Raw genomic sequence first — 22937 nt, forward strand, 5'->3', positions numbered from 1 at the left:
GCGCACCACGGCGTAGGGTCCGGAGGATGACGATCCCTGGACCCGACGAGTCGGTGGAACCCGTGGTGCGCACCTCCGCCGGCGCGGTGCGCGGCCGGACCGAGGACGGCCTGGCCGTCTTCCGCGGCATCCCCTTCGCCCAGCCCCCGGTGGGCGAGGCCCGGTTCGCCGCCCCGCGCCGCCCCCGCCCCTGGGACGGCGTGCGCGACGCGTACGCCTTCGGCCCGCCGCCCCCGCAGGACCTCGGCGCCGCGGGCACCGTCGGCCCACCGGACGTCCCCGGGGGCGACGACTGGCTGACGGTCAACGTCTGGACCCCCGCCCCCGACCCGGCCGCCCGCCGCCCGGTCATGGTCTGGATCTACGGCGGCGCCTTCAAGCTCGGCCACTCCGGCAACCCCGCCTACGACGCCCGCCGTATCGCCGCCGACGGCGACCTCGTCGTCGTCACCCTCAACTACCGCGTCGGCATGGAGGGCTTCGCCCACATCGAGGGCGCCCCCGCCAACCGGGGCCTGCTCGACCAGATAGCGGCGCTCGCCTGGGTGCAGGAGAACATCGCCGCGTTCGGCGGCGACCCCGACCAGGTCACGATCTTCGGCGAGTCGGCCGGCGCCGGTTCCGTGGCCTCCCTGCTGGCGATGCCCCGCGCGGCCGGGCTCTTCCGCCGGGCCGTCGCGCAGAGCGTGCCGGGCCCGTTCTTCTCCTGCGAACTCGCCCGGGACATCGGCACCGACCTGGCCGCCGAGCTGGGCCTGCGTCCGACCGTCACCGACCTCTCGGACATCGCCCCGGACCGGCTCGTCAAGGCCGGTCAGGCCCTCGCCCCGAAGATGCCCGGCAACGTCGCCCGCTGGGGCCGGGCGGCACCCACGATCACCCCGTACGCCCCGGTCGTGGACGGCGAGTTCCTGCCGGTCGCGCCGTGGCAGGCGCTGGCGTCCGGCGCGGCCCGGGACGTCGAGGTGCTGGTCGGTCACAACCGAGACGAGAACCGGCTGTTCACCGCGCTGGCGGGCAAGCTCGGCGAGATCGGCGAGGACCGGGCGAGCGCGGCCCTGCGCCTGTACGCCCCGGGCGGCGAAGCGGCCTACCGCGCGGCGTTCCCGGAGGCGTCGGCCAACGACCTCTACGAACACGTCCAGACCGACTGGCTGTTCGCGATGCCGTCCCTGCACCTGGCCGAGGCCCACCTCGCGGGCGGCGGCCGGGCCCACGTCTACGAACTGACCTGGCCCGCACCCGCCTTCGACGGCGCCCTGGGCGCGTGTCACGCCCTGGACGTCCCCCTGCTCTTCGGCACCTTCCGGGCCGACCTGGCACGGCTCCAGTTCGGCGGCGCGGAGCCGTCCGAGGAGGCGCTGGCCCTGTCGTCCCGCTTCCGCGCCTCCTGGACCGCCTTCGCCCGCACCGGCGACCCGGGCTGGCCCGCGTACGACACGCAGCGGCGCCTGGTCCAGGTCCTGGACACCGAACCGAGGGTCGCGCCCTACCCGGAGGAGACCTCCCGACGCCTGTGGGAGGGCTACGAGTTCCTACCTCTGCCGCTGCTGAAGACCAAGGGGTGAGCGGCCGGGGACACCTGGCGGACCTGTTCGCCGTCTCCCGTCCCGGCCGGAGGCGCCGCCGCCCTTGATCGGCTTCCGGGCGGCGCCCAGGCTCCCGTGCCCATGGGGACGGGGATGCATCCGGCGGGCGTCGCGCGGGGCACGACGGGCGGGTCCGGCGCCGGGTGGCGGCGGGTCTGCCGGCCGCGGCGGGGCCGGCCGTTCTGGGCACGGTGTTCGTCGTCCTGCCGGGCGTGGTGGTCGACCACGATCTCGCCGGGGCGAGCGTCGCCGCACCGGACCGGCTGAAGGCGGTCTTCCACCGCGCCGACCTCCGGCCGACCTGCGCGGCACCGACCTGAGCACCGCCGACCTCGCCGAAGCGCGGCTGACCGGTGCCCTGGCCAGCGAGCACACCCGCTGGCCCGCCGGTTTCGACCGCACGGCCGCCGGCGTCGTGGACACCGAAGACCCCGGACCGGAGCCGTCACCCCTGCTCCAGCCGCCCGGGACGACGTGGCAGGCCCCGCCGCTGCGGTCCACGCCCTGACCGGCGTCCGCACGCGCGTGGTTCAATGACCGCATGGGGGAGGACGGCATGTCTCTGGGGCCGCTGGAACTGACCGACGGCCGTTGGCGCGTCGGGGACGCCGCGCGGAGCGACGGCCACTGGGTGGAGTTCCGCCCGGACGGGCTCCACCAGCACGAGCCGGACTCCGAGGGGCAGTTGATCTCCTGGGCCAGAATCATGAACGGCATCAGGCTCACCTGGGGCAAGCACCCCCGGAACACGAACAACAGGGGTCTGTACACGCTGAGGGGCATGGTCGCCACGCGTGACGGCGGCTGGCTGCACATGACGCTGCGTGATCCCTATGAGGACCATCAACTGCGCTTCGACCAGCACACGCGCCCCTACCGGGCGGTTGACGCGCTCCGCCTCGAGGCCCTGCTGCGGCAGCTCACCGATGAGGGAAGGCTTGAGCTCCTCGGCGATCCGGAATGGGTGGGTCGGGCCGTGACGTGCCTGGCCGACGGGGAGAACCGCCGGATCACCGGCCGTTCCCTGCGGCAGGCGACGGCGGCGGCCCTGGCGGCGGCCGGACCCGGCACCCCCTGACGGATCACGCGGGCGGCCAGGCGCGCAGGGCCGTGTCGGCGACCCGCTGGAGCTCCTCCCGGGTGGCGCCCCCGGTGGCCTGCACGGAGATGCCGTTGGCGAACGTCATGAGGTACCGGGCGATGAGCAGGGGGTCCGTGCCGGGCGGCAGGTCTCCGTCGTCGACGGCCTGCCGGAACCGGTCGCGCAGCCGCTCGACGCCCCCTTCGCGCCAGTCGGCGAGCAGGTCGCGGGCGCAGCGTCCGGTCTCCCCGGCGGCGAGTGAACCCTGGACGCCCAGGCAGCCGGACGGGCAGTCGGGCCGGGTGCTGACCTGGACGGCACCCCTCAGGAACGCGGTCGCCACCTCGCGGGCGGTCGGTTCCCGCAGGGCGCGGGCGACGTAGGAGGCGGGGCCCTCCTCGTAGCGTTCGAGCGCCTTGCGGAACAGGTCCTCCTTGTTGCCGAAGGCCGCGTACATGCTGGTGCGGGTGATGCCCATGGCGCCGGTCAGGTCGGTGAGGCTGGCGCCCTCGTAGCCCTGCTCCCAGAAGACCCGCATGGCCTTCTCCAGGGCCTCGTCGGCGTCGAAGCCCCTCGGCCGGCCGATCGGCCCCTTCCGTCGCGTCTCCATGACCCCAGTCTACGTCTTCCGTATCGATCGGTACGGATGTGCTACGTTCGTTTTCCGTACCGATCGGTACCGAATAGTGGGAAGGGTGTTCACCATGGGACAGCTCGAAGGCAGGACGGCCGTCGTCACCGGCGGCGGCACGGGGATCGGTCTGGCGAGTGCGGTGCGGCTGGCGGACGAGGGCGCGCACGTGTTCATCACCGGGCGGCGCAAGGCCACCCTGGACGCGGCCGTGGAGACCATCGGCGCGGAGCGGGTCACGGCGGTGGCCGGTGACGTCTCGGACCCGGCCGACCTGGACCGGCTCTACGACGCGGTGCGCGCCCGCGGCCGGGGGCTCGACGTGGTCTTCGCCAACGCGGCGACCGCCTCGCTCGTGCCGCTGGAGGAGATCACCGAGGAGCGGTACGAGGAGATCTTCGGCGTCAACGTGCGGGGCACGCTCTTCACCGTGCAGAAGGCGCTGCCGCTGCTCAACGACGGCGCCTCGGTGATCCTGAACGCCTCCACCGCCGCGGACAACGGAGCGGAGGCGTTCAGTCTGTACGCCGCCTCCAAGGCCGCCGTCCGCACCTTCGCGCGGGGCTGGGCCAACGAACTCAAGGGCCGCGGTGTCCGGGTCAACGCGATCTCGCCCGGCCCGGTCGACACCCCCGGCATCACCAACCTCTTCGGCGAGTCGAACGCGCCCACCGTCCACACGAAGCTCGCCGGGGACACCGCGATCGGCCGGATGGGGCGCCCCGAGGAGGTCGCCGCGGTGGTCGCCTTCCTCGCCTCGGACCAGAGCAGCTTCGTCCTCGGCGCCAACTGGTACGTCGACGGCGGCGAGAACCAGATCTGAACAGGTCCGAGTCGGTGGACGGGGGCTACCGGCCCCCGTCCGGTGCCGCGATCTCCGGCGCCACGATGCGGTCGACCGCCGCCGCCACCAGTTCGTCGCGCTCGGCCGGGGTGAACACGTCCGGCAGGGTGAGCTGTTCGACGATCAGCCAGTTCAGGGTGAGCATGAGCAGCTTGACGGCCGTGGCATCGCCGGGGAGGCCGGACGCCTCGTGGTGGGCGACGTTGGCGGCGACGTCCTCACGCACGCGTTCGGTCAGCACCGCGCGCAGTTCGGGACGCCGGGTGGCCTCCAGGCGCAGTTCCAGCAGGGCCAGGTAGCCGGTGCGGAACGCGGCGACGCGGTCGACCAGTTCGCGCATCAGCCGTACGTAGGTGTCGCGGTCGCGGGGGACCGTGTGCTGGCGCGCGAGGGCGGCCTCGCCGGGGTGCAGCCGCTCGTAGACCCGGGCGCCGGCCTGCGTGAGCAGGTCGTCGCGGTTGGCGAAGTAGTTGGACGCGGTACCGGCCGGTACGCCGGCCTCCGTGTCCACCGCCCGGAAGGTCAGCCCCCGGGCGCCCTGTGCGGCCAGTACCTCGATCGCGGCGTCCACCAGGGCGGCGCGCCGCTCGTCGTTGCGCCTCACCATGAGGAGAACTCCATTGACACCACTCCATCTGTAGTACTACGTTCAGACCACTTCAGGCAGAGTACTGCGTGAGGGGCTCTTCTTGCGCAAGCTCGTGTACTACGTCGCCGTCACCCTCGACGGCCGTATCGCCGGACCCGGCGGCGAGTTCGACTTCTTCCCGCTCGGCGACGAACGGCAGGCCGCCGCCTACTCGGCCTGGACGAACCCGCTCTACCCCGAGACCGTGCCGACCGCCTCCCGCGCCGCCGTCGGTCTCACGGACGTGCCCAACCGGAACTTCGACGCCGTCCTGATGGGACTCGGCAGCTACCGTCCCGGCCTCGACGAGGGGTTGACCAGCCCGTACGCGCACCTGCGCCAGTACGTGGTGTCGAGCACCCTGCAGCCCGACGAGGCGGACCCCGCCGTCACCGTCGTGCCGAGCGACCCGCTCGGTCTCGTCCGTGAGCTCAAGGCGGAGGACACCGGCCTGGACATCTGGCATGTGCGGCGGCGGAAGGCTCGCGGGCGCCCTGCTGCCCGAGATCGACGAACTGCTGATCAAGAGCTATCCGGTGGTCGCCGGTGCCGGCGTCCCCCTGGTCGACGGCGTCTTCGACCCCACGGTGTTCGACGCCGCCGAGCGCACCGCCTTCACCAACGGCGTCACGCTCACCCGCTTCACCCGCCGGTGAGGGGGCGGGACTCAGAGCCCGCCCATCGGCTCGATGTCCACCCGCACCGGCGTCCCCCACACCCGCAGCACCTCGTAGTCGGTGAACTCGTGGACGATCCGGTACGCCATCGCGGCGCGCGGGCCGCGCAGCTGGGCGGCGATGTACAGCTCGGCCTCGCGGCGGTCGCGGCGCGGGGTGCCGCACAGCTGCCACGCCTGGCCGTTCCACAGCTCGGGCAGCCAGCGCTGCTGGGGCTGCGGGCGGTCGCCCCGGACGCCGTAGCGGGACTGGACCGGTTCGGCGGCCCGGTGCCGCACCGGGCCGCCGCCGTACTCGGCGCGGCGGGCCGTGCGACGGCGGGTCTCGCACAGCAGGCACAGGTCGGGGGCGCCCTGGTCGACCGGCCCGTTCGGATGCTCGGGGCAGCGGGTGCTGGGGGCCGTCGTCGTGACGCTCTCCTCCAGCTGGTCCAGCGCGCGCTTCAGGTCCGCGCGGACCTCGTGCAGCTTGGCCTCCGGCGTGTCGGCGGTCAGGGCCTCGCCGTGCTCACCGATCAGACGCAGGGCGCGGCCCAGGGCGGTCAGCTGGGCGTGGTTCATGTACTTCAGAATCGCACACGGCGCCGACGGCCCCGGGCGGTCAGCCGTGCGCTGACGCCAGCGCCGCCCGCAGATGGCCGCCGGACTCGGTCAGCAGGCGGGCGGCCGTCGGGCCGTCCACGTCCGCCAGCAGGACCAGGATCGCGTGCTTGACCTCGCCGTCGGTCGCCGTCAGGGCGCGCTCGATCTCGTCGTCGGCGGCACCGGTGGCGAGCGCGACGATGCGGCGCGAGCGGGCCCGCAGCTTCTCGTTGGAGGCCCGGACGTCGACCATCAGGTTCCCGTACGTCTTGCCGAGCCGGATCATGGTGATCGTCGACAGCATGTTCAGGACCAGCTTCTGCGCCGTGCCCGCCTTCAGCCGGGTCGAGCCGGTGAGCAGCTCGGGCCCGGTCACCACCTCGATGCCGTGCTCGGCGGCGGCGGCCAGGGCGCTGTCCCGGTTGCAGGCGAGGCCGACGGTCAGCGCCCCGAGCGAGCGGGCGTACTCGACGGCGCCGACGGCGTACGGGGTGCGGCCGGAGGCGGAGACGCCGACCACCGTGTCGTCGGCGGCCAGCGCCAGGGCGTCCAGGTCGGCGCGGGCCAGCTCCGGGGAGTCCTCGGCGCCCTCGACCGAGGTGACCATGGCGTCCGGGCCCCCCGCGATCAGGCCGACGACCTGCCCGGGGGCGGTGTTGAAGGTCGGCGGGCACTCCGAGGCGTCCAGCACGCCGAGCCGGCCGGCCGTACCGGCGCCCGCGTAGACCAGCCGCCCACCGCGCGCCATCCGGGCGGCCACGGCGTCGATGGCGGCGGCGATCTTGGGCAGCCGCTCGGCCACGGCGGCGGCCACGGCGGCGTCCTCGCCATTCATCAGGCGGGTGATGTCGAGCGTCGGCAACTGGTCGATCTCGGCCAGCTCCGGCCGAAACGCCTCAGTGGCCAACGTCTCCAACTGGGAACGCAGATCGGGGTGATGGGGGGTGGAGGTCATAGGAATGCGGCCCTTTTCAACTTGCGATGCCTGTACTGACCCAGGGGCGCGGGTCCGTTTCGATGTGCGGCTCCGCCGCGTGGGCGCGACCAGCCGCACTCGGCCCGCAGCCGCCCACAATGATCAAGACCTACGGTCCCCCGCCCCCGCGCGGTGCGCCCCGTGCCGATGCGCCAACGCCTCGTAGGACGCCGCCAACGCCGGCGCAGCCGACTCGTACGTCCGCTGCGCCACGCCCACGAACAGGCAGTCCACCACCAGCAGCTGACTGGTCCGCGACGACATCGCCGCCGGCCGCAGCTCGCTCTCGCGGGCGGTGGACGTGGTCAGCACGTGGTCGGCGTACTGGGTGACGGGGCCGTCGGGGCGGCCGGTGACGGCGATGGTCGTCGCGCCGCGCTCGAAGGCGACCCGCAGCGGTTCGATCACGTCCCCCGTCGAGCCGGAGTGGGTGATCGCCAGGGCCACGTCCCCGGCGCGCAGCTGCACCGCGTTGGTGACGGCGAGGTGCGTGTCGCCCGGGGCGTGGGCTATGAGCCCTATGCGCAGCATCTTCTGGGTGAGGTCCTGGGCGACCAGGCCGGAGGCGCCGATGCCGTACACGTCGGTGCGGCGGGCGGCGGCCAGTGCGGCGACGGCCGCGCCGAGCTGGACGGTGTCGAGACCGGCAGCCGTGTCCGCGAGGGTCTGCTGCTCGTCGTAGGCCAGCTTGGCGACCACGTCGGCGATCGGGTCGTCGACCGCGATGTCGGTGGTGATGGCGGGCGCGCGGCCGGACTGCTGCTGGGCGGCGAGTCCCGCGAGCGCGAGGCGCAGATCGCGGTAACCGGGGTAGCCGAGCAGCCGGGCGGTGCGTACGACGGTGGCCTCGCTGGTGCCGGTCAGCTCGGCCAGGCCGGTGACCGTGAGGGCGGCGCAGCCGGCCGGGTCGCCCGCGACGGCCTCGGCGACCCGCTGCATGGACCGCGTCATCGACGGCGCCAGGGTGCGGACCTTGGCGGCGAGGGCGGCGGGCGCGGGCGGTGCGCTCCCGCCGCCGGTGGCACGGCGGCCCCCGGAGACGTTGGCGAAAGTTTCCTTCACTTCATCGGTCACTCATGAAAGATATTTTCGTTTCGGTCCGCGGGTCAAGAGTGCGCACAATGGGTGCATGAACCCCATCAGCCCCCTGGAGCAGGCGCTGCACGCCGCACGCGCCCTCGTCCTCGCCGATCTGGTGGCGGGCGAGGTCGCCGAGCCGGACGTCGTGTCGCTGGTCGAGGAGTCCGTCGTACAGCGGCGCTGGTGGGTCGAGCAGTGGCCTCAGGGTGCGGAGTTCGTGGCGGGGCTGGTCGCGCAGGACGTGCAGGACGCCCTGCTGGAGCGGTACGGCCGCTGGCCGCTGTGCCCGGTGTGCGGCTCCGGCGACCCGCACGCGCTGGACGTCGAGCCCGAGTTGGGTCCCGACCCGCACTGGGTGTGCGGCAGGGCCGGAGTGAAGGTCGCCGCGGTCGGCTCGCTGGGCGCGACTTCCGGCGGCACGTCCTCGTGAGGTTCCCGCAGTGACCGTCTACATCGACCCGCCGACCTGGCCGGGCCACGGCCGCCTGTGGTCGCACCTGGTCAGCGACGTCTCCTACGCCGAACTGCACGCCTTCGCCGCGGCCCTGGGCGTCCCCCGGCGCGCCTTCGAACGCGACCACTACGACCTGCCCGCCCAGCGGTACGCCGACGCCGTGTCCGCCGGCGCGCTGGAGGTCAGCAGCCGCGAGGTGGTGCGGCTGCTGCACGGGGCGGGACTGCGCCGACGCAAGAAGGCCGTCCGCCACCTGCCCGGTGCTCAGCCGCGCAGCTCGTAGGCGAACCGCCCAGCACCGTCGCCGCCCCCGTCGGCCTCCACGGCGACCCGGCCGAACCCGGCCCGGGCGAGGACGGCCTGCGACGCGCCGTTCTCCGGCTCCGTCGTCGCGAACACGGACGTCACCTCCTCCCGCGCCAGCGCCCACGCGGACAGCGCGCGCAACGCCTCCGTGGCGTAGCCGTTGCCGCGGGCCGACTCGGCGAGGTCGTAGCCGACCTCCACCCGGCCGTCCTCGTCCGGCGCCCCGTGGAATCCCATGCCGCCGACCGCCCGCCCGTCCTCGCGCCGGACGAGCGCGAAGACGCCCCACTCCGGGCGGTGCGTCCCCGTCTCGTACGCCTTCAGCAGCATTCCGGCGGCGTCCCGGGTGCCCTGGAAGGGCCCGCCCCCGACCCACGCGAAGCCGCCGTCGCCGCCCGCGGCGAGGTCGCCGGCGGCGGCGGGGGAGACGCCCTGGAGGGTGAGCCGTTCGGCCGGGACCACCAGGTTGTTGCGCCAGCGCCACTCGGTGACCGGGGCGCGTCCGGGCAGGTCGCCGCGGCCGGTGGCCCACAGCAGGGTGCGCCAGGGGTCGGTGCCGGGCTGGACGTGCGGGAAGATCCGGGCGAGGAGGTCCTCGCACAGCCCGGCGGGCGGTTCGTAGGCCAGCCCGAGGCCCTCGGCGATGTCGTGGGTGTGCAGCAGCACCTCGGTGGTCCCCATCGCGGCGAAGCCCTCGCGGTTCGCGCTGCGGAAGGGGTACGGATGGAAGGCCCGCACCTCGCGCGGGGTGGTGCGGACGGTGGCGGCGAGCAGCGCGCCGGTCGTCTCGATCACCTGGAGCACGTCCTCGTTGCCGGTGCCCTCGTCCAGGGCGATCTCGAACGGGACGTACGCCTCGGTGGCGCGTCCGGCCAGCTGACCGGCGTAGGCGATGAGGTCGCTCGCGATGTGCTCCGCCGTGTGCCGGCAGTCCCAGTCCAGTCGTCCGGCCCGCGTGCCCGGCCAGTCCCGGTCCGTCGCCGTCCGCAGCACGGCCACGGCGCCCGCGACGGCCTCCTCCACCTGTTCCCCACCCATGCTTCGCATGCCGGGCACGCTAGACCTCGGGGGTGTCCGGCAGCGACAGCATTTCCAGCTCCCCGGTGAGGTTGTGGCGGGCGGTCGCCTCCCATTCCCGCTGCCCGTGCGGGGTGTGGAACAGGGCGGGCAGGTCGAGGAGTTGGCGCAGGATCGCCGCCCGGCCCGTGCGGAACGCCTCGTTCGGGACGAAGTGGTACTCCTCCCGGACGGCCGCCGTGTACGCCGCGTACGCCGACGGCGGCGAGGCGAGGATCGCCAGGTCGGCGTCGCACAGCACCTGCCCGTCACGGTCGTCGGCGGCCGGGGCGTGGGTGACGGTGAGCCGCACCAGCCGGGCCACCTCGGCCGTCCTCTCCGCCGGAACCCCGGCCTCGGGCAGCGCGCGCTCGGCGAGCCGGGCCGAGCGCTCCTCGTTCTCCGACCGCTCGGGCAGGTAGACGGCGTCGTGGAACCAGGCGGCGAGCCGTACGGCGTCCGCGTCGTCGGCGTGCTCGGCCAGGACGTCGACGTGGTCGAGGACCGCCGTGAGGTGCGCGAGGGTGTGGTAGCGCCGCTGCGGCTCCTGCCAGCGGGCGAGCAGGTTGTCGGCGTACGGCGCGGGGTCGGGGGCGGCTCCGGGAGCGGTGGCTCCCGCCAGGGCGCGGGCGAAGCGGGAGCGCAGGGCGTCGAGGTCGGCCATGCGGCCATTCTCCCAGATAATGTTCGTGATAGCTTCTAACCGATTTGTTGAGCCGGCTGTTGAACTGATGGCCGGATCACCGGCCGGACGAGCCGGGCCGAGGGCCGAGAGGTGGCGGACGGACCATGCCGGAGGCGCACACGAGCACCCCGCGCGAGCGGTACCGCACCCAGGTGCGAGCGGAGATCAAGGAACACGCGTGGGAGCAGATCGCCACGGCGGGCGCCTCCGCGCTCTCCCTCAACGCGATCGCCAAGCGGATGGGCATGAGCGGACCCGCGCTCTACCGGTACTTCGACGGCCGCGACGAGCTGATCACGGAACTCATCCGGGACGCCTACCGCAGCCAGGCCGACACCTTCCGGGCCGCCGCCGAGTCGGGCGCCGACCTGGCCCGCCTCGCGCACGCCCTGCGCGCCTGGGCCCTGGACGACCCGCAGCGCTACTTCCTCATCCACGGCACCCCCGTCCCCGGCTACCACGCACCGGGCGACATCACCGAGATCGCCGCCGAGACGATGGCGGTCATCGTGGACGCGTGTGCCGCACTGCCGTCGCCGGGCGGCACCGCCGGGGCGTTCGACGCGCATCTCGAGGACCACCGGCAGTGGGCGGGCGACCACCCGGCGCCCTCTTTGGTGCTCCACCGCGCCCTGTCCTTCTGGTCCCGGCTGCACGGCGTGCTGTCGCTGGAACTGGCCGGTCAGTTCACCGGCATGGGCTTCGACCCCGCGCTTCTCTTCGAGGCCGAACTGAAGGACCTGCTCGGCCCCTAACGTGGAGTCCATGACGACTCCCGCAGACCTGCACGACGTACGCGACCCAGAACTGCCCGGCCGGCTGCTGACCCTCGAACGCGACGAACTGGTGCCGCTGTTGCGGTCCCGGACCGACGCCGACTTCGCCCTGCCCGTGGTCGCGTGCCCCGGCTGGACCGTGCGCGACGTGCTGGCGCACTGCTCCAGCGCCCTGATCCGGGTGGTGGAACAACGCTTCGAGAGGGGCGTCTTCTCTCCCGAGTCCAACGACCGCGACATCGCCGAACGCGCCGACTGGAGCAACGCCCGCGTCGTCGACGAACTGGAGCGCGGCATGACCGAGGCCGGCCCGGTGATCGCCCGGGCGGGCGGTGTGCTGGACACCGTCGCACTCGGCGAGTGGGTGCACGCCGGTGACGTACGGGTGGCCTTCGGCGAGCCGGGGGCGTACGCCGGTCGGGGGCTGCCGGAGGCGCTGGCACTGCTGGGCGCCGTCACCCGGGCGCGCGGCCACGTACCGCTCCACGCCGACCTGGACGACCTCGACGAGCCCCTCAAGCTGGGCGAGGCGAGCGGCGAGCGGCCGCCGGGCCGCTACATCGGCGACGGCGCCACCCTCGTACGGCTCTACGCGGGCCGCCCCCTGGGCCAAGCGGCGGGCTGGGAGCTGGCCGGGGTGGAGGCGAAGGAGCTCAACATCTTCGGCGGCTGAGCGACGACGCGGGGCCCCGGGCGTGCCGTCGGGCGCGTAGTCTTGGATTGGACTAGACCTGTAGCAGGCCGACGAATGGGGTCCCATGAGCAAGCGTGCAGTCCTGGAGGTGATCGCCCTCGACGTCGAGGACGCGGTCGCCGCCCAGGCCGGAGGCGCGGATCGCCTCGAGCTGGTCACCGACATGGCGGCCGACGGACTCACCCCGTCGGCCGCGACCGTCGCCGCGATCCGTGCCGCCGTCGACATCGACGTACGGGTGATGCTGCGGCTCGCGGACGGGTTCGCCGCCGGTGACGTCGAGCGGCTGACCCGCGTCGCCGGCGAGATGCGGGACGCCGGGGCCACGCAGTTCGTACTGGGGTTCCTGGACGTGGCGGGCGACGTGGACCTCGGGGCGGTAGAGCGGATCGCCAAGGTGCTGGACGGGTGCCGGTGGACGTTCCACCGCGCGATCGACCGGGCCGCCGACCGGGACGCGCTGCGCAAGCAGCTCGCGGACTTCCCGGGCCTCGACACGTATCTGACGGCCGGCGCGGCCGGTGGCGTGGACGAGGGCCTGACCGTGCTGCTCGCGGAGGCGCGGCGGCGCGGTGAGCCGGGGTACGAGCAACAGCTGCTGGTGGGCGGCGGCCTGCGCCTCGACCACGTGCCGGGGCTGCTGGACGCGGGCATCGACGGCTTCCACATCGGCGGCGCGGCGCGGCCCGGCGGGTGGGCGGGGCCGGTGTCGGCGGACGCGGTCGCGGAGTGGCGGCGGGTGCTCGGTCACTGAGCGTTCGGCTGGGGCCGTGTGCCTGCGCCTTCGCCTGTGCCTGTGCTGGTGCGGGCGCGGGTCGGGGTGGGGAGCGCGGCCCGGCGTTGCGGGGTGCCGCTGCGCCCACCCGCGCCGCCTGCGGGTACCTCCCGGGCCGTTCAGGCACTGGGGGAGGCACGACTGCCCGCAGCGGCGGCGTGTGCGACTGCCCGCAGCCAGGGGGGTCAGGCCAACTGCGGCGGCAACCCCGTGCCGTGGGTCACGATCAGCCCCGACACCGCGCGGGTCAGCGTCACGTACAGCCGCCGCAGTCCCGTCCGTTCGTCCGGCTCGCCGTCGACCACCGCCCGGGGCTCGTCCAGGACCACGTAGTCGTACTCCAGGCCCTTGGCCAGCGAGGCCGGGACCAGCGTGAGGCGGGTGGCGTGGGTGGTCTCCTCGCCGGGGCCGACGTGGCCGATTCCGGCCGCCGCCAGGGCCGCCGCCAGCTCCGGCACCCGCGCGTCGGCGGCGATCAGGCCGACCGAGCCCTCCCGTTCCAGCAGCTCGCGGCAGGCCGCCACCACGTCGGCCGTCCCGCCCGGGGCCGTACGGACGTCGAAGAAGCCCGGGTTCTCGCGGATCGACGCCACCGGCGTCAGGCCCGGCGCGATGTGCGGCAGCAGCCGGGACGCGTACGCGATGACGTCCGTCGGCACGCGGAAACCGGCCGTCAGCTCCTCGACCACCGCCTCGCCCTTGCCCAGGTGTCCCAGCGCCTCCGCCCAGCTCCGGGTCGCCCACGGCGTGGTGCCCTGCGCCAGGTCGCCGAGGACGGTCGCCGAGCCGGTCGTGCAGCGCCGGCCCACCGCGCGGTACTGCATCGGGGACAGGTCCTGCGCCTCGTCGAGGACCACGTGCCCGAGGGAATGGGTGCGCTCGATCAGGTCGGTCGCCTCGTCGATCAGCACGGCGTCGGCCGGTGACCACCTGGCCGACTTCACCGAGCGGGCCGGCTTCGCCCACAGCACCGCCTTCTGCTCCTCCGCGGTGAGGATCCCCTCGGCGTGCTCGGCGAGGAAGTCCGCGTCGGCGAGCAGGCGCAGGACCAGCTTGGCCGGGTCGACCTGCGGCCAGACCGACTTCACCAGCGCCTTCACGGCCGTGTTGCGCGCCACCGCGTTCTGCACCCGGTCGTCCGGCGCCTCGCCCGCCCGCTCCATCTGCACCAGCACGGCGTGCGCGATCCGCTGCGGCAGCGCCTCGCGGGCGGCGCCGTAGCGGATGTCACGGGCGAGCAGCTCGCGGACGATCTCCTCCAGCTCGTACACCGGCACCCGCCAGCGGCGCGAGCCGCGCACCACGACGACGCCCTCGGTGGGCGGGACGACGTGGGAGTACAGGGCCCGGCGCAGCACCTCCGCCATCCGGGCGTCGCCCTTGAGCACGGCCGTCGCCGCCTCGTCCGCGCCGCGCACCTCGACGTGGGCCACCAGGTCGTCCACCGTCGCCTGGCGGACCGTCAGCTCGCCGAGCGCCGGGAGGACCTGCTCGATGTAGTGCAGGAAAGACCGGTTCGGGCCGATGACCAGCGTGCCGGTGCGGGCCAGGCGCTCGCGGTGCGCGTACAGGAGGTAGGCCACCCGGTGCAGGCCGACGGCGGTCTTGCCGGTGCCGGGGCCGCCCTGCACGCAGACCGAGCCGGCCAGCCCGGCGCGCACGATCTCGTCCTGCTCGGGCTGGATCGTCGCCACGATGTCCCGCATCGGTCCGACGCGGGGCCGCTCGATCTCCTCCTGGAGCAGCCTGCTGGTGGTCGCCGCCTCGGCCGGGTCGAGCAGGTGCTCGTCCTCGTACGCGGTCAGGTCCCCGGCGGTGTAGCCGAAGCGGCGGCGCAGCGAGACGTCCTGCGGGTCCTTCTTCGACGCCCGGTAGAACGGCTGCGAGACCGGCGCCCGCCAGTCGATCACCATCGGGTCGCCGTCCGCGTCGTGCACGTGCCGCCGCCCGACGTAGAAGCGTTCCCCCTCCCCGCCCTCCGCCTGCTCGGCGCCCGGAGCGTGCGTGTAGTCGAGCCGGCCGAAGAACAGCGGGGTCTCGCTGAGGTCGGCGAGCGCCTTGATGCGCTGCTCGATCTGCGCCTCCAGCACGGCGGCGTTGACCCAGTTCGCGGTGACGTCGGTGATGTCCAGGGACTCGACGTCCTCGCGCATCGCGCGCAGCGCGGAACGGGACGCCGAGAGGTGGGAGCGCTCTTTGGAGAGGGGGTCGTCGTGGACGGGCGTGGACAAGGGGGTGCCTCCGGATGACCTGCGGTGCGGTGGGCGCGGGACGCGCGGTGGGCCGACCGGTTTCCGTCCGGACGGCAGCACTCCGTGGGGAGGCGGGCAAGAGCGGAGATTCTAGGGGAGCGCGATCGGCGCGGGCCAACCGTTTTTCTCCGCCCCGCTCTCGACCCCTAGGGGATCACGTCCTCCGCGCCGGGGGAGGCGCTCCCCCTGCGGTCGTACCGGAGGCGGCCGGGAATTGAGTCCGTAGACCGATGCCGGTCGGGGGTGGGCGGTCGCACCATGGAGACATGAGCGCAGCAACCATCTCCCCCGCCCCGGCACCGGGCCGCGCGTCCGGTGCCACGCCCGTGGCCGGCAGCCACCGGCACCGGCTCGGCGACGCGGTACGCGCCGTGCGGGTGTTCGCGGGCGCCGCCTTCGACGTGGTCATCCTCGGCGAGTACGGCGAGGAGGCCGGCGTCCGCCGTCACTGAACGTCAGCCGAGGACCTCGTCCGCGTCCATGATCCGGTAGGCGTAGCCCTGTTCCGCCAGGAAGCGCTGGCGGTGGGCGGCGAAGTCCTGGTCGAGCGTGTCGCGGGCGACGACCGAGTAGAAGTGCGCCTGGTGGCCGTCGGCCTTCGGCCGCAGTACCCGGCCCAGGCGCTGGGCCTCCTCCTGCCGGGAGCCGAAGGTGCCCGACACCTGGATGGCGACCGTCGCCTCCGGCAGGTCGATCGAGAAGTTCGCGACCTTCGACACGACGAGCACGCTGATCTCGCCCTGCCGGAAGGAGTCGAAGAGCTTCTCCCGCTGGGCGTTGGACGTCTCGCCCTTGATGACCGGCGCGCCCAGGTGCTCGCCCAGCTCGTCGAGCTGGTCGATGTACTGGCCGATGACGAGGATCTGCTGCCCGGCGAACCGCCGCACGATCGCCTCCGTCACCTTCCGCTTGGTGTCGGTCGTCGCGCAGAAGCGGTACTTCTCCTCCGCCTCGGCGGTGGCGTAGGCGAGCCGCTCGGAGTCGGTGAGGTTGACCCGGACCTCCACGCAGTCGGCGGGCGCGATGTAGCCCTGCGCCTCGATCTCCTTCCACGGCGCGTCGAACCGCTTGGGCCCGATGAGGGAGAACACGTCCGACTCGCGGCCGTCCTCGCGGACGAGCGTGGCGGTCAGGCCGAGGCGCCGACGGGCCTGGAGGTCGGCGGTGAACTTGAAGACGGGAGCGGGCAGCAGGTGCACCTCGTCGTAGACGATCAGCCCCCAGTCCCGGGAGTCGAACAGCTCCAGGTGCGGGTAGACACCCTTCCGGCGGGTCGTCAGCACCTGGTACGTGGCGATGGTGACCGGCCGGATCTCCTTGCGGGTGCCGCTGTACTCGCCGATCTCGTCCTCGGTCAGCGACGTCCGCTTCACCAGCTCGTGCTTCCACTGCCGGGCGGAGACGGTGTTGGTGACCAGGATCAGCGTCGTGGACCTCGCCTGCGCCATCGCGCCCGCGCCGACCAGCGTCTTGCCCGCGCCGCAGGGGAGCACGACGACACCGCTGCCGCCGTGCCAGAAGTTCTCCACCGCCTGCTTCTGGTACGGGCGCAGCGCCCAGCCGTCCTCGGCCAGCTCGATCGGGTGCGCCTCGCCGTCGACGTACCCGGCGAGGTCCTCGGCCGGCCAGCCCAGCTTCAGCAGCGTCTGCTTGATCTGCCCGCGCTCGGAGGGGTGCACGGCCACCGTGTCCGGGTCGATGCGGGCCCCGACCAGCGGCGCGATCCGCTTCGACTTCAGCACCTCCTCCAGCACCGGCCGGTCGGTGGTGGTCAGGACCAGACCGTGCGCCGGGTGCTTGGAGAGGGTGAGGCGGCCGTAGCGGTCCATCGTCTCGGCGATGTCGACCAGCAGCGCGTGCGGCACCGGGTAGCGGCTGTACTCGACGAGCGCGTCCACGACCTGCTCGGCGTCGTGGCCCGCCGCCCGCGCGTTCCACAGTCCCAGCGGGGTCACCCGGTAGGTGTGGATGTGCTCCGGCGCCCGCTCCAGCTCCGCGAACGGCGCGATGGCCCGACGGCAGTCGGCGGCCTGCTCGTGGTCGACTTCCAGGAGCAGGGTCTTGTCGGACTGGACGATGAGCGGACCATTCACGGGCGGCACCCTTTCGCGTGCGTACGGCCGGACGACGGCTCGGCCAAACGTCCAGTGTGCCTGATCGCGGGCCGGGCCCACCGGAGAGCGATGTTGATGTTGTTGACGAGAGGCCCCTCCGGCGCGGCGGCGGTGATCAGGGCGGCCACCGAGACGGCGACGGCGGAACGGGCGGTGGAACGGTCGGGACCGGGGACGGAGGTCTTGCCGCGCATGGAGGGTCTTTCGGGGTTCTCGGCGAAGGTCTCGGCGGGGGCGGCGGGCCGGACCCGGAAGGGCTGGGGGTCCGGCCCGCCGGAGGGATGCGGAAGGGGGGACGGGTCGGAGGGTGAGGCCTCCGCCGAGGTCGATGCCGACGGCGGCGGCCTCGGCGGCGAACACGGCGAGCAGTGCCGCCGTGGAGGTCAGGGCGGTGGCGACACGGCGAACGGCAGTACGCATCGGGTTCTTCCTTTCGGTTGGTTTGCCGGGCACCCGGTGGCTGCCCGACCGCCCGTGACCCGATACGGTTCATGAAAAGAAGCTCCCTCGCAGGTGCGAATCACCCGGAGCGGCGTGCACGGAGCACCGCGTACACCCGAAAGTGCGCCGCGCGTCGCACGCGGGAGCCGGTCCGGATCAGCCCGCGTCGTCGGCCAGTTCGGCCACGCCCGTGATCCGGTGCAGCGGGTAGGTGCGCACCTCGTCCGCCGTGTGGTCGTACGCCGTGACGAAGCCGCCCTCGACCCGGATCGGCGCGATCACGCGCTGGCTGGCGGCGCCCTCGGCGTTCACGTAGCCGATCCACAGCGCCTCGCCGGTCAGGACCGCCGCCTGCATCGTGGCCAGCGTCTCGGCCGCGCCCGTGCGGGGCAGCGAGCCGCCCGGTGCGCCGCCCTCACCGCCGCCCTCCCCGCTCCCGGGGCCCGGCTTGCGCGGGGTCGTGGAGGCCAGGTCACCGGCGCGCACGGCGCGGATGGCCGCCGCCAGGAGCGTGTCGTCGGGCGCCGGCGGACCGTCCGGGACCGGCTCGGGGGCGGCCCGGGGCGGGGTGCGGTGGGAGTCCGCGCGGGCGATCAGCACGTCGCCCGCGGCGGACTCGGCGGCCGGCGCGAACCCGATCGCGCGCAACCCCTCCAAGAGCGCCGCCGGGTCGGCCTGCGCGGCCAGCACGGTCGGCGCCAGGCGGCGCAGCCCCAGGGCGGCGGCCCGCTTGTCGGCGAGGATCTCGTCCAGCGTCGCGTCGTCGTCGCAACGCACGTACGCCGAGGCCGCGCCGACCCGCAGCCGCCCGTGCCGCCGGGCCACGTCGTCGATCAGGTACGTCAGAGGCTGCGGCACCGGCGTCCGGGAGTGCCGGGCGAGGAACGCGTGCAGCTCGGCGGCGCTCCGCCCGGCGTCCAGCGCGCGGCGCACCGAACCCGGCGTGAACCGGTAGACCGTCGCCCCGCCCTTGGACTCCACGTCCGCCAGCACCCCCAGCACGTCGGCCAGCTCCCGCTCCAGCGGCCCCGGCGCCACCGCCGTCAGGTCGGCCTGGAGCAGGACGTGGTCCAGCGGTTCCGGGAAGAGCGGTGCCAGCAGCCGGGCGGCGGTCGCGGTGGCCGCGGCCCGTTCGGCGGGGGCCGGGGGAGTGGCCGCCGGGGGCATGCGGTGGTGGTGGACGGGGAGCTTGTCGCCCGGACCCTCGGGTTCCGACTCCTGCGCCTCCGCCGCCGGACGGGGTGCCTCGGGGGCGCCGATCAGGGCCCGCCCCGGCGCCGCCAGCGCACCGCGCCCGGTGACGCCCAGCAGCTCGGCCTCGGACAGCGTCCACCGGGCGATCCGGCTGCGCAGGTCGTCGTCCCGCGCCTCACCGGTCCCGGTCTCCCGCTGCTGCTGCGGGCCGCGCAGGGGGCGTTCCCAGCGCAGCCGGGCCAGCACCGACGCCTCGACGGGCGAGGCACCCTCGGGCAGCCCCGCCAGCAGGGCCAGCACCCGGTGCCGTACCTCCGGCGCCGCCGAACGGTCCAGGTTCGGGCCCAGCGCCGAGAGCGTGCGGTCCTTCGCGTCCCGCCCGCCGACCAGACCCGGCGTCCGGGTCGCCGTCAGCCACGTCTCCGCCAGGTGCGCCCAGCGCTCGGCGGGCGGCAGCTCGCGCCACTCGTCGTACGCCGGGGTCGCAGCGTACCGCTCGTCGGCCTCACCGTCGGAGGCGATCAGACCGGCGCCGTAGGCCAGTTCGACCCAGAACGCGGCGACCGGCTCGGGCACGTCCAGCGCGACGGCGGTCCGCTTCAGGTCTCGCACGCTCAGCCCGCCGGCCCGCAGCACCGCCGGGCCGCCCTCGTCCCACTCCTTCAGCAGCTCCTCCACGGTCGCCAGCGCCGCCAGGGCCTGCCCGGCCGCGGTGGCGTCCACAACCTGTGGACGGTGCGTGGCGGCCGCCTCCACCGCCGGCGGCACCGGCTCGGGCACCCGGTGCGCCCGGCCCGCGCGCAGATGCAGGGCGACCTCGCGGGGCAGCACCACCGTGCCGGGCGCGGTCGGCAGCAGCAGGCCCCGGTCGAGGAGAGCGCGCAGGTGGGCGGCGGGGTCGTGGGTGACCTGGCCGTACGGCGGTCCCCACACCAGACGGGCCAGCACCTCCCGGGACTCCTCCGGCAGCTCGGCGAGGAGCGCGGCCATGCGCCGCCGGTCGGCGAACAGGGCGCCGAGCGCGGACACGGCGGAGACCGAGTCGTGCGTCGAGGGCAGGCCGACGGCGCCGAGGAGCTCCTGGATCCGGCCCGGCGACATCCCCGCCGTCGCCTCCCGCACGGACGGACCGAGCCCCGTCGGGGACGGGTGCTGCGGGGAGGGCGCCAGCAGCTCACGGGCGGTGCGCACCAGCCGCAGCCGGTCGTCGGCGCCCCACACCAGCGCCTGTTCGCGCAGCAGGGCGACGGCCCGGGGCAGCGCGGCCGCCACGGCCGGGTCCTCCGCGTCGCCGCCCATCAGGGCGAGCAGCGCGCCGTACGACGCCGGGTCCGGCGCCACGGCCAGCGCCTCGGCCGTCTGCAGCGCGAACCGGTCAAGACGCTCCAGCGCCCGTACGACCGAGGCGCGGGTGCCGGCGCGGGTGGCGAGCTGGGTGAGGTCGGTCGGCACGGGGGTGATGAGGTCGGGACGGCTGCGCAGGAGGGCGGCCAGCGAGACGTCGTCCCTGACGCGGAGCGCCTCCGCGAGGGACCGGGGGGCCGCGGACTTCTCCTCGGTGCTCATCCTGCTCACGTTAGCGGGTGGGTGCGACGGCGGAGGTGTGCGTGCGCGGGCGCGGTGCCGTCGGCCGGACGGGGAGGATTCGGTACCTTCGTCCGACGGGGTACGTCGGGGTACCTCAACGCACCGCCCCGGAGGGGAACGTGGGGATCGAGAGCGACCAGGTCGTCTTCGAGTATCTGAGCCGCGTCGGCGACGTGGCCCAGCAGCGGCAGCTGCCGTCGGCCACCCGCATGCGGCTGGTGTCGGAGCTGCGCAACGAGATCGACCGGCACCGCGCCAAGACCACCGTGGACAGTCCCGCCGCCGTCCGTCGCATCCTGGACCGGCTGGGCGACCCGGACGACGTCGTCACCGCGGCGGGCGGCACGAGGGGCACACGGCAGCAGGCGCCGGCCCCCACCGCCGTACCCGAGCAGCGGGACCCCGAGCCCCGCGACGCCGCGCCCCGTGACGCCCAGCGGCGCAGGGGCCGGCGGCGCCCCGCACCGCAAACCCCGGCCGGGCCCCCGGCCGCCTCCCCTCCCCACCTGGCGAGCGCGCGGGAACTGGGTGACGTCGACGAAGGACAGCCGGACTGGTGGCGGGTCGACGACGGCCCCTTCGCCGGTACGGGCACCCTCGGCGACAGCGTCCCCGGGTTCGTCGGCGGCGTCGAGATCCCGGAGCTGCTCAGGAAGCCGCCGAGCGCGGAGGACGAGGCGGCGCGGAAGGAGACCGCCGGGTCGAAGACCCCGGTGGAGGCCGAGGAGCCGGCCACCGGGCCGGTCGGGAAGCGGGAGGGGCGCCGCCTGCCCCGCCCGTGGCCCGAGGGCGGCTGGAACAACCCGCTGCTGCTGCTCGCCGCGGCCCTCCTGATCGTCGGCGCCGTCCTCGGCAGCCTCGTCCCCCTCGGCCTCGGCTGGCTGATCGCCCACCTCTCCCGCCGGCTGACCCCGGCCCAGACGAAGTGGGCGGTCCTGGGCCTGCCCGGCACGGTCGCCGCCGCCGGCGCCGTCTGGCTGTGGGGCCGCGCCCAGGGCCGCTGGGGCGACGAGATCACCGAGGGCCACCTGAACGAGGCCGTCGCGGACACCTGGCCCTGGGTCCTGCGCGGCGCCGCCGTCGCCACGGCCCTCTACCTCCTGTGGCGCTCCCGCCGCTCCGGCGGCTGACGGGGCCCTTCGGCAGCCGAGCCGTTCGTGCCTGCCCGCGCCACGTCCGTCGGCCCCCCGAGCCCGTGCCCCCGGATGCTTCGCGGGGCGCGTCACGGTGGCCGTACCAGGGGGCTCCGCCCTCTGGACCCCCGGCCCGTGCCACCGCACCACCCGACTCGGTGGGTCGAAAAGTGAACGCCCGGGGCGACGGTACGGCCCGGTGGCGCAAGCGGCGGCACCCCGGGCGGCGGCCCCCTGGGTCGCGAACGGCCCGGGGCCGAAGGACGCGGCGCCTGGGGCCCGTCCCGGCCCGACCGCCCGGCGCCCGACGGGGCTCGCGCCCGACGGGGCTCGCGCCCGACGGGGCCCGCGCCCGACCGGGCCCGTTCGGTGCCCGGCACAATGGGGGTCATGGCCTCCACGACCCGCCCCGCGCCCACCGTCGGTTTCGACCTCGACATGACGCTGATCGACTCACGGCCCGGCATCCGCGCCTGCTACCTGGAGCTGAGCGCGCGCACGGGGACGTACGTGGACGCCGACCTGGCCGTCACCCGGCTCGGGCCGCCGCTGGCCGAGGAGCTGGCGAACTGGTTCCCCGCCGGGGAGATCGAGGCCGTCGCCGACCTGTACCGGGAGATCTACCCGGCGTACGCGATCGAGCCCACCCTCGCGCTGGCCGGCGCCCGCGAGGCCGTCGCCGCCGTACGCGAGGCCGGCGGACGGGCGATCGTCGTCACCGCCAAGTACGAGCCGAACGCCAAGCTGCACCTGGCCCACCTCGGCATCGAGCCGGACGCCGTGATCGGCGGCCTGTGGGCCGAGCAGAAGGCCGTCGCGCTGCGCGAGCACGACGCGGACGTCTACGTCGGCGACCACGTCGGCGACGTGCGCGGAGCCCGCGCCGCCGGCGCCCTCTCCGTGGCCGTGGCGAGCGGGCCCTGCGACACCGACGAGCTGCGCGCGGCCGGCGCGGACGTGGTCCTCGCCGGCCTCACACGGTTCCCGGTATGGCTCGCGGCCTACTGCGACGGCGAGGGCGACACCGAGGGACTCGACGCGGCGCGCGCCTGACGCCGCCCCGCGGCGACCGACCGGAGCACCCCGGCACCGGCGATCAGGAAGCCCACTCCCATCAGCATGCTCAGTGCGAACATGAAGGTGGGAAAGGGCGTCGTGCCCAGCAGCAGCGGGGCCACCGTGACCACAGTGGCCACGGCGCCGACGAAGAAGACGATCGCACCGGCGCGGATCAGCCGGTCACCGGGCGCGGCGGAATTCGTTTGGGTTTGTTCACGCACCCGACCAGGGTAGTTCCCAGGCCTGGAGAACAACCGGGGGACGTCTTGTCACCCGCCCGATCGCCATTAGCCTGGGTACCGGCGGGTCCGGACGACCCGCCCG

24 protein-coding genes and 1 pseudogene are annotated in these 22937 nt (G+C 74.4%); 13 read left to right on the top strand and 12 right to left on the bottom strand.

Going from position 1 to position 22937, the window contains the following annotated elements:
• Positions 1-26 precede the first annotated feature (26 nt).
• The 3 genes from AB0P07_RS31465 to AB0P07_RS31475 all read left to right on the top strand — a co-directional run bounded on the left by AB0P07_RS31465 (position 27) and on the right by AB0P07_RS31475 (position 2667).
• Positions 27-1568 (top strand): carboxylesterase family protein, encoded by a 1542-nt coding sequence (locus AB0P07_RS31465; protein WP_365556536.1) that lies wholly within the window; start codon positions 27-29, stop codon positions 1566-1568.
• A gap of 164 nt (positions 1569-1732) precedes the next feature.
• Complete coding sequence (locus tag AB0P07_RS31470; protein ID WP_365556538.1) at positions 1733-1909, top strand: hypothetical protein; 177 nt, start codon at positions 1733-1735, stop codon at positions 1907-1909.
• A 221-nt stretch (positions 1910-2130) separates the two neighbouring features.
• Positions 2131-2667 carry a hypothetical protein gene (locus tag AB0P07_RS31475; RefSeq protein ID WP_365556540.1) on the top strand — a complete coding sequence of 179 codons (537 nt, stop codon included), beginning with the start codon at positions 2131-2133 and terminating at the stop codon, positions 2665-2667.
• A 4-nt stretch (positions 2668-2671) separates the two neighbouring features.
• Here AB0P07_RS31475 and AB0P07_RS31480 read toward each other — a convergent pair whose 3' ends face one another.
• Positions 2672-3280 (bottom strand): TetR/AcrR family transcriptional regulator, encoded by a 609-nt coding sequence (locus AB0P07_RS31480; protein WP_365556541.1) that lies wholly within the window; start codon positions 3278-3280, stop codon positions 2672-2674.
• 94 nt (positions 3281-3374) lie between these two features.
• Here AB0P07_RS31480 and AB0P07_RS31485 point away from each other — a divergent pair, with 94 nt between their 5' ends.
• Entirely contained in the window at positions 3375-4124 is a 750-nt protein-coding gene (locus AB0P07_RS31485) for an SDR family oxidoreductase (RefSeq protein WP_365556543.1), read from the top strand.
• A gap of 25 nt (positions 4125-4149) precedes the next feature.
• On the opposite strand, the gene AB0P07_RS31490 is transcribed toward AB0P07_RS31485, so the two are convergent.
• Positions 4150-4752, bottom strand: a complete 603-nt coding sequence (locus AB0P07_RS31490; RefSeq protein ID WP_365556545.1) for a TetR family transcriptional regulator — start codon at positions 4750-4752, stop codon at positions 4150-4152.
• 82 nt (positions 4753-4834) lie between these two features.
• On the opposite strand from AB0P07_RS31490, the pseudogene AB0P07_RS31495 reads away from it, so the two are divergent.
• A pseudogene (locus AB0P07_RS31495) lies at positions 4835-5429 on the top strand (dihydrofolate reductase family protein).
• Between the two features lie 11 nt (positions 5430-5440).
• Here AB0P07_RS31495 and AB0P07_RS31500 read toward each other — a convergent pair.
• The 3 genes from AB0P07_RS31500 to AB0P07_RS31510 all read right to left on the bottom strand — a co-directional run bounded on the left by AB0P07_RS31500 (position 5441) and on the right by AB0P07_RS31510 (position 8081).
• Entirely contained in the window at positions 5441-6010 is a 570-nt protein-coding gene (locus AB0P07_RS31500; RefSeq protein ID WP_365556547.1) for a hypothetical protein, read from the bottom strand.
• Positions 6011-6050: 40 nt separating this feature from the next.
• Positions 6051-6986 (bottom strand): N-acetylmuramic acid 6-phosphate etherase, encoded by a 936-nt coding sequence (gene murQ, locus AB0P07_RS31505; RefSeq protein ID WP_365556548.1) that lies wholly within the window; start codon positions 6984-6986, stop codon positions 6051-6053.
• Positions 6987-7109: 123 nt separating this feature from the next.
• Positions 7110-8081 (bottom strand): MurR/RpiR family transcriptional regulator, encoded by a 972-nt coding sequence (locus AB0P07_RS31510; RefSeq protein WP_365556550.1) that lies wholly within the window; start codon positions 8079-8081, stop codon positions 7110-7112.
• A 55-nt stretch (positions 8082-8136) separates the two neighbouring features.
• Here AB0P07_RS31510 and AB0P07_RS31515 point away from each other — a divergent pair, with 55 nt between their 5' ends.
• The gene (locus AB0P07_RS31515; RefSeq protein ID WP_365556551.1) at positions 8137-8517 is read left to right on the top strand and encodes a hypothetical protein; all 381 of its coding nucleotides are present in this window, start codon (positions 8137-8139) and stop codon (positions 8515-8517) included.
• A gap of 10 nt (positions 8518-8527) precedes the next feature.
• A complete protein-coding gene (locus AB0P07_RS31520) occupies positions 8528-8824 on the top strand; it encodes a DUF4031 domain-containing protein (protein WP_365556553.1) in 297 nt (98 codons plus the stop codon).
• Here the strand turns inward: AB0P07_RS31520 and AB0P07_RS31525 are convergent.
• Positions 8806-9894, bottom strand: coding sequence for a GNAT family N-acetyltransferase (locus tag AB0P07_RS31525; protein WP_365556554.1), 1089 nt, complete (start codon positions 9892-9894; stop codon positions 8806-8808). The genes AB0P07_RS31520 and AB0P07_RS31525 overlap by 19 nt on opposite strands.
• A gap of 10 nt (positions 9895-9904) precedes the next feature.
• Positions 9905-10567 carry a hypothetical protein gene (locus AB0P07_RS31530; RefSeq protein WP_365556556.1) on the bottom strand — a complete coding sequence of 221 codons (663 nt, stop codon included), beginning with the start codon at positions 10565-10567 and terminating at the stop codon, positions 9905-9907.
• Between the two features lie 125 nt (positions 10568-10692).
• On the opposite strand from AB0P07_RS31530, the gene AB0P07_RS31535 reads away from it, so the two are divergent.
• The 3 genes from AB0P07_RS31535 (at position 10693) to AB0P07_RS31545 (ending at position 12812) form a co-directional block, all read left to right on the top strand.
• Entirely contained in the window at positions 10693-11343 is a 651-nt protein-coding gene (locus tag AB0P07_RS31535; RefSeq protein ID WP_365556558.1) for a TetR/AcrR family transcriptional regulator, read from the top strand.
• Between the two features lie 10 nt (positions 11344-11353).
• Complete coding sequence (locus tag AB0P07_RS31540) at positions 11354-12037, top strand: maleylpyruvate isomerase family mycothiol-dependent enzyme (protein ID WP_365556560.1); 684 nt, start codon at positions 11354-11356, stop codon at positions 12035-12037.
• An 85-nt stretch (positions 12038-12122) separates the two neighbouring features.
• Positions 12123-12812, top strand: a complete 690-nt coding sequence (locus AB0P07_RS31545) for a copper homeostasis protein CutC (protein ID WP_365556562.1) — start codon at positions 12123-12125, stop codon at positions 12810-12812.
• 206 nt (positions 12813-13018) lie between these two features.
• On the opposite strand, the gene AB0P07_RS31550 is transcribed toward AB0P07_RS31545, so the two are convergent.
• Positions 13019-15064: an AAA family ATPase gene (locus tag AB0P07_RS31550; RefSeq protein WP_365556564.1), complete on the bottom strand. Its 2046-nt coding sequence runs from the start codon at positions 15062-15064 to the stop codon at positions 13019-13021.
• 287 nt (positions 15065-15351) lie between these two features.
• Between AB0P07_RS31550 and AB0P07_RS31555 the strand changes: the two genes are divergently transcribed.
• A complete protein-coding gene (locus tag AB0P07_RS31555; RefSeq protein WP_365556565.1) occupies positions 15352-15537 on the top strand; it encodes a hypothetical protein in 186 nt (61 codons plus the stop codon).
• A 3-nt stretch (positions 15538-15540) separates the two neighbouring features.
• On the opposite strand, the gene AB0P07_RS31560 is transcribed toward AB0P07_RS31555, so the two are convergent.
• From AB0P07_RS31560 to AB0P07_RS31570, 3 genes are all read right to left on the bottom strand, one after another.
• Positions 15541-17178, bottom strand: a complete 1638-nt coding sequence (locus AB0P07_RS31560; RefSeq protein ID WP_134655622.1) for a DNA repair helicase XPB — start codon at positions 17176-17178, stop codon at positions 15541-15543.
• Positions 17175-17393 carry a hypothetical protein gene (locus AB0P07_RS31565; RefSeq protein ID WP_365556567.1) on the bottom strand — a complete coding sequence of 73 codons (219 nt, stop codon included), beginning with the start codon at positions 17391-17393 and terminating at the stop codon, positions 17175-17177. Before AB0P07_RS31565 ends, AB0P07_RS31560 begins: the two co-directional genes overlap by 4 nt.
• A 403-nt stretch (positions 17394-17796) precedes the next feature.
• A complete protein-coding gene (locus AB0P07_RS31570) occupies positions 17797-20400 on the bottom strand; it encodes a helicase C-terminal domain-containing protein (protein WP_365556568.1) in 2604 nt (867 codons plus the stop codon).
• Positions 20401-20540: 140 nt separating this feature from the next.
• Here AB0P07_RS31570 and AB0P07_RS31575 point away from each other — a divergent pair, with 140 nt between their 5' ends.
• Positions 20541-21551 (top strand): hypothetical protein, encoded by a 1011-nt coding sequence (locus AB0P07_RS31575; protein WP_365556569.1) that lies wholly within the window; start codon positions 20541-20543, stop codon positions 21549-21551.
• Between the two features lie 393 nt (positions 21552-21944).
• Positions 21945-22607: a haloacid dehalogenase-like hydrolase gene (locus AB0P07_RS31580; RefSeq protein WP_365556571.1), complete on the top strand. Its 663-nt coding sequence runs from the start codon at positions 21945-21947 to the stop codon at positions 22605-22607.
• Here the strand turns inward: AB0P07_RS31580 and AB0P07_RS31585 are convergent.
• Entirely contained in the window at positions 22556-22834 is a 279-nt protein-coding gene (locus tag AB0P07_RS31585; RefSeq protein WP_365556573.1) for a hypothetical protein, read from the bottom strand. The genes AB0P07_RS31580 and AB0P07_RS31585 overlap by 52 nt on opposite strands.
• Positions 22835-22937: the final 103 nt, after the last annotated feature.

The organism is Streptomyces sp. NPDC085944 (assembly GCF_040686295.1).
GTDB lineage: Bacteria > Actinomycetota > Actinomycetes > Streptomycetales > Streptomycetaceae > Streptomyces > Streptomyces salinarius.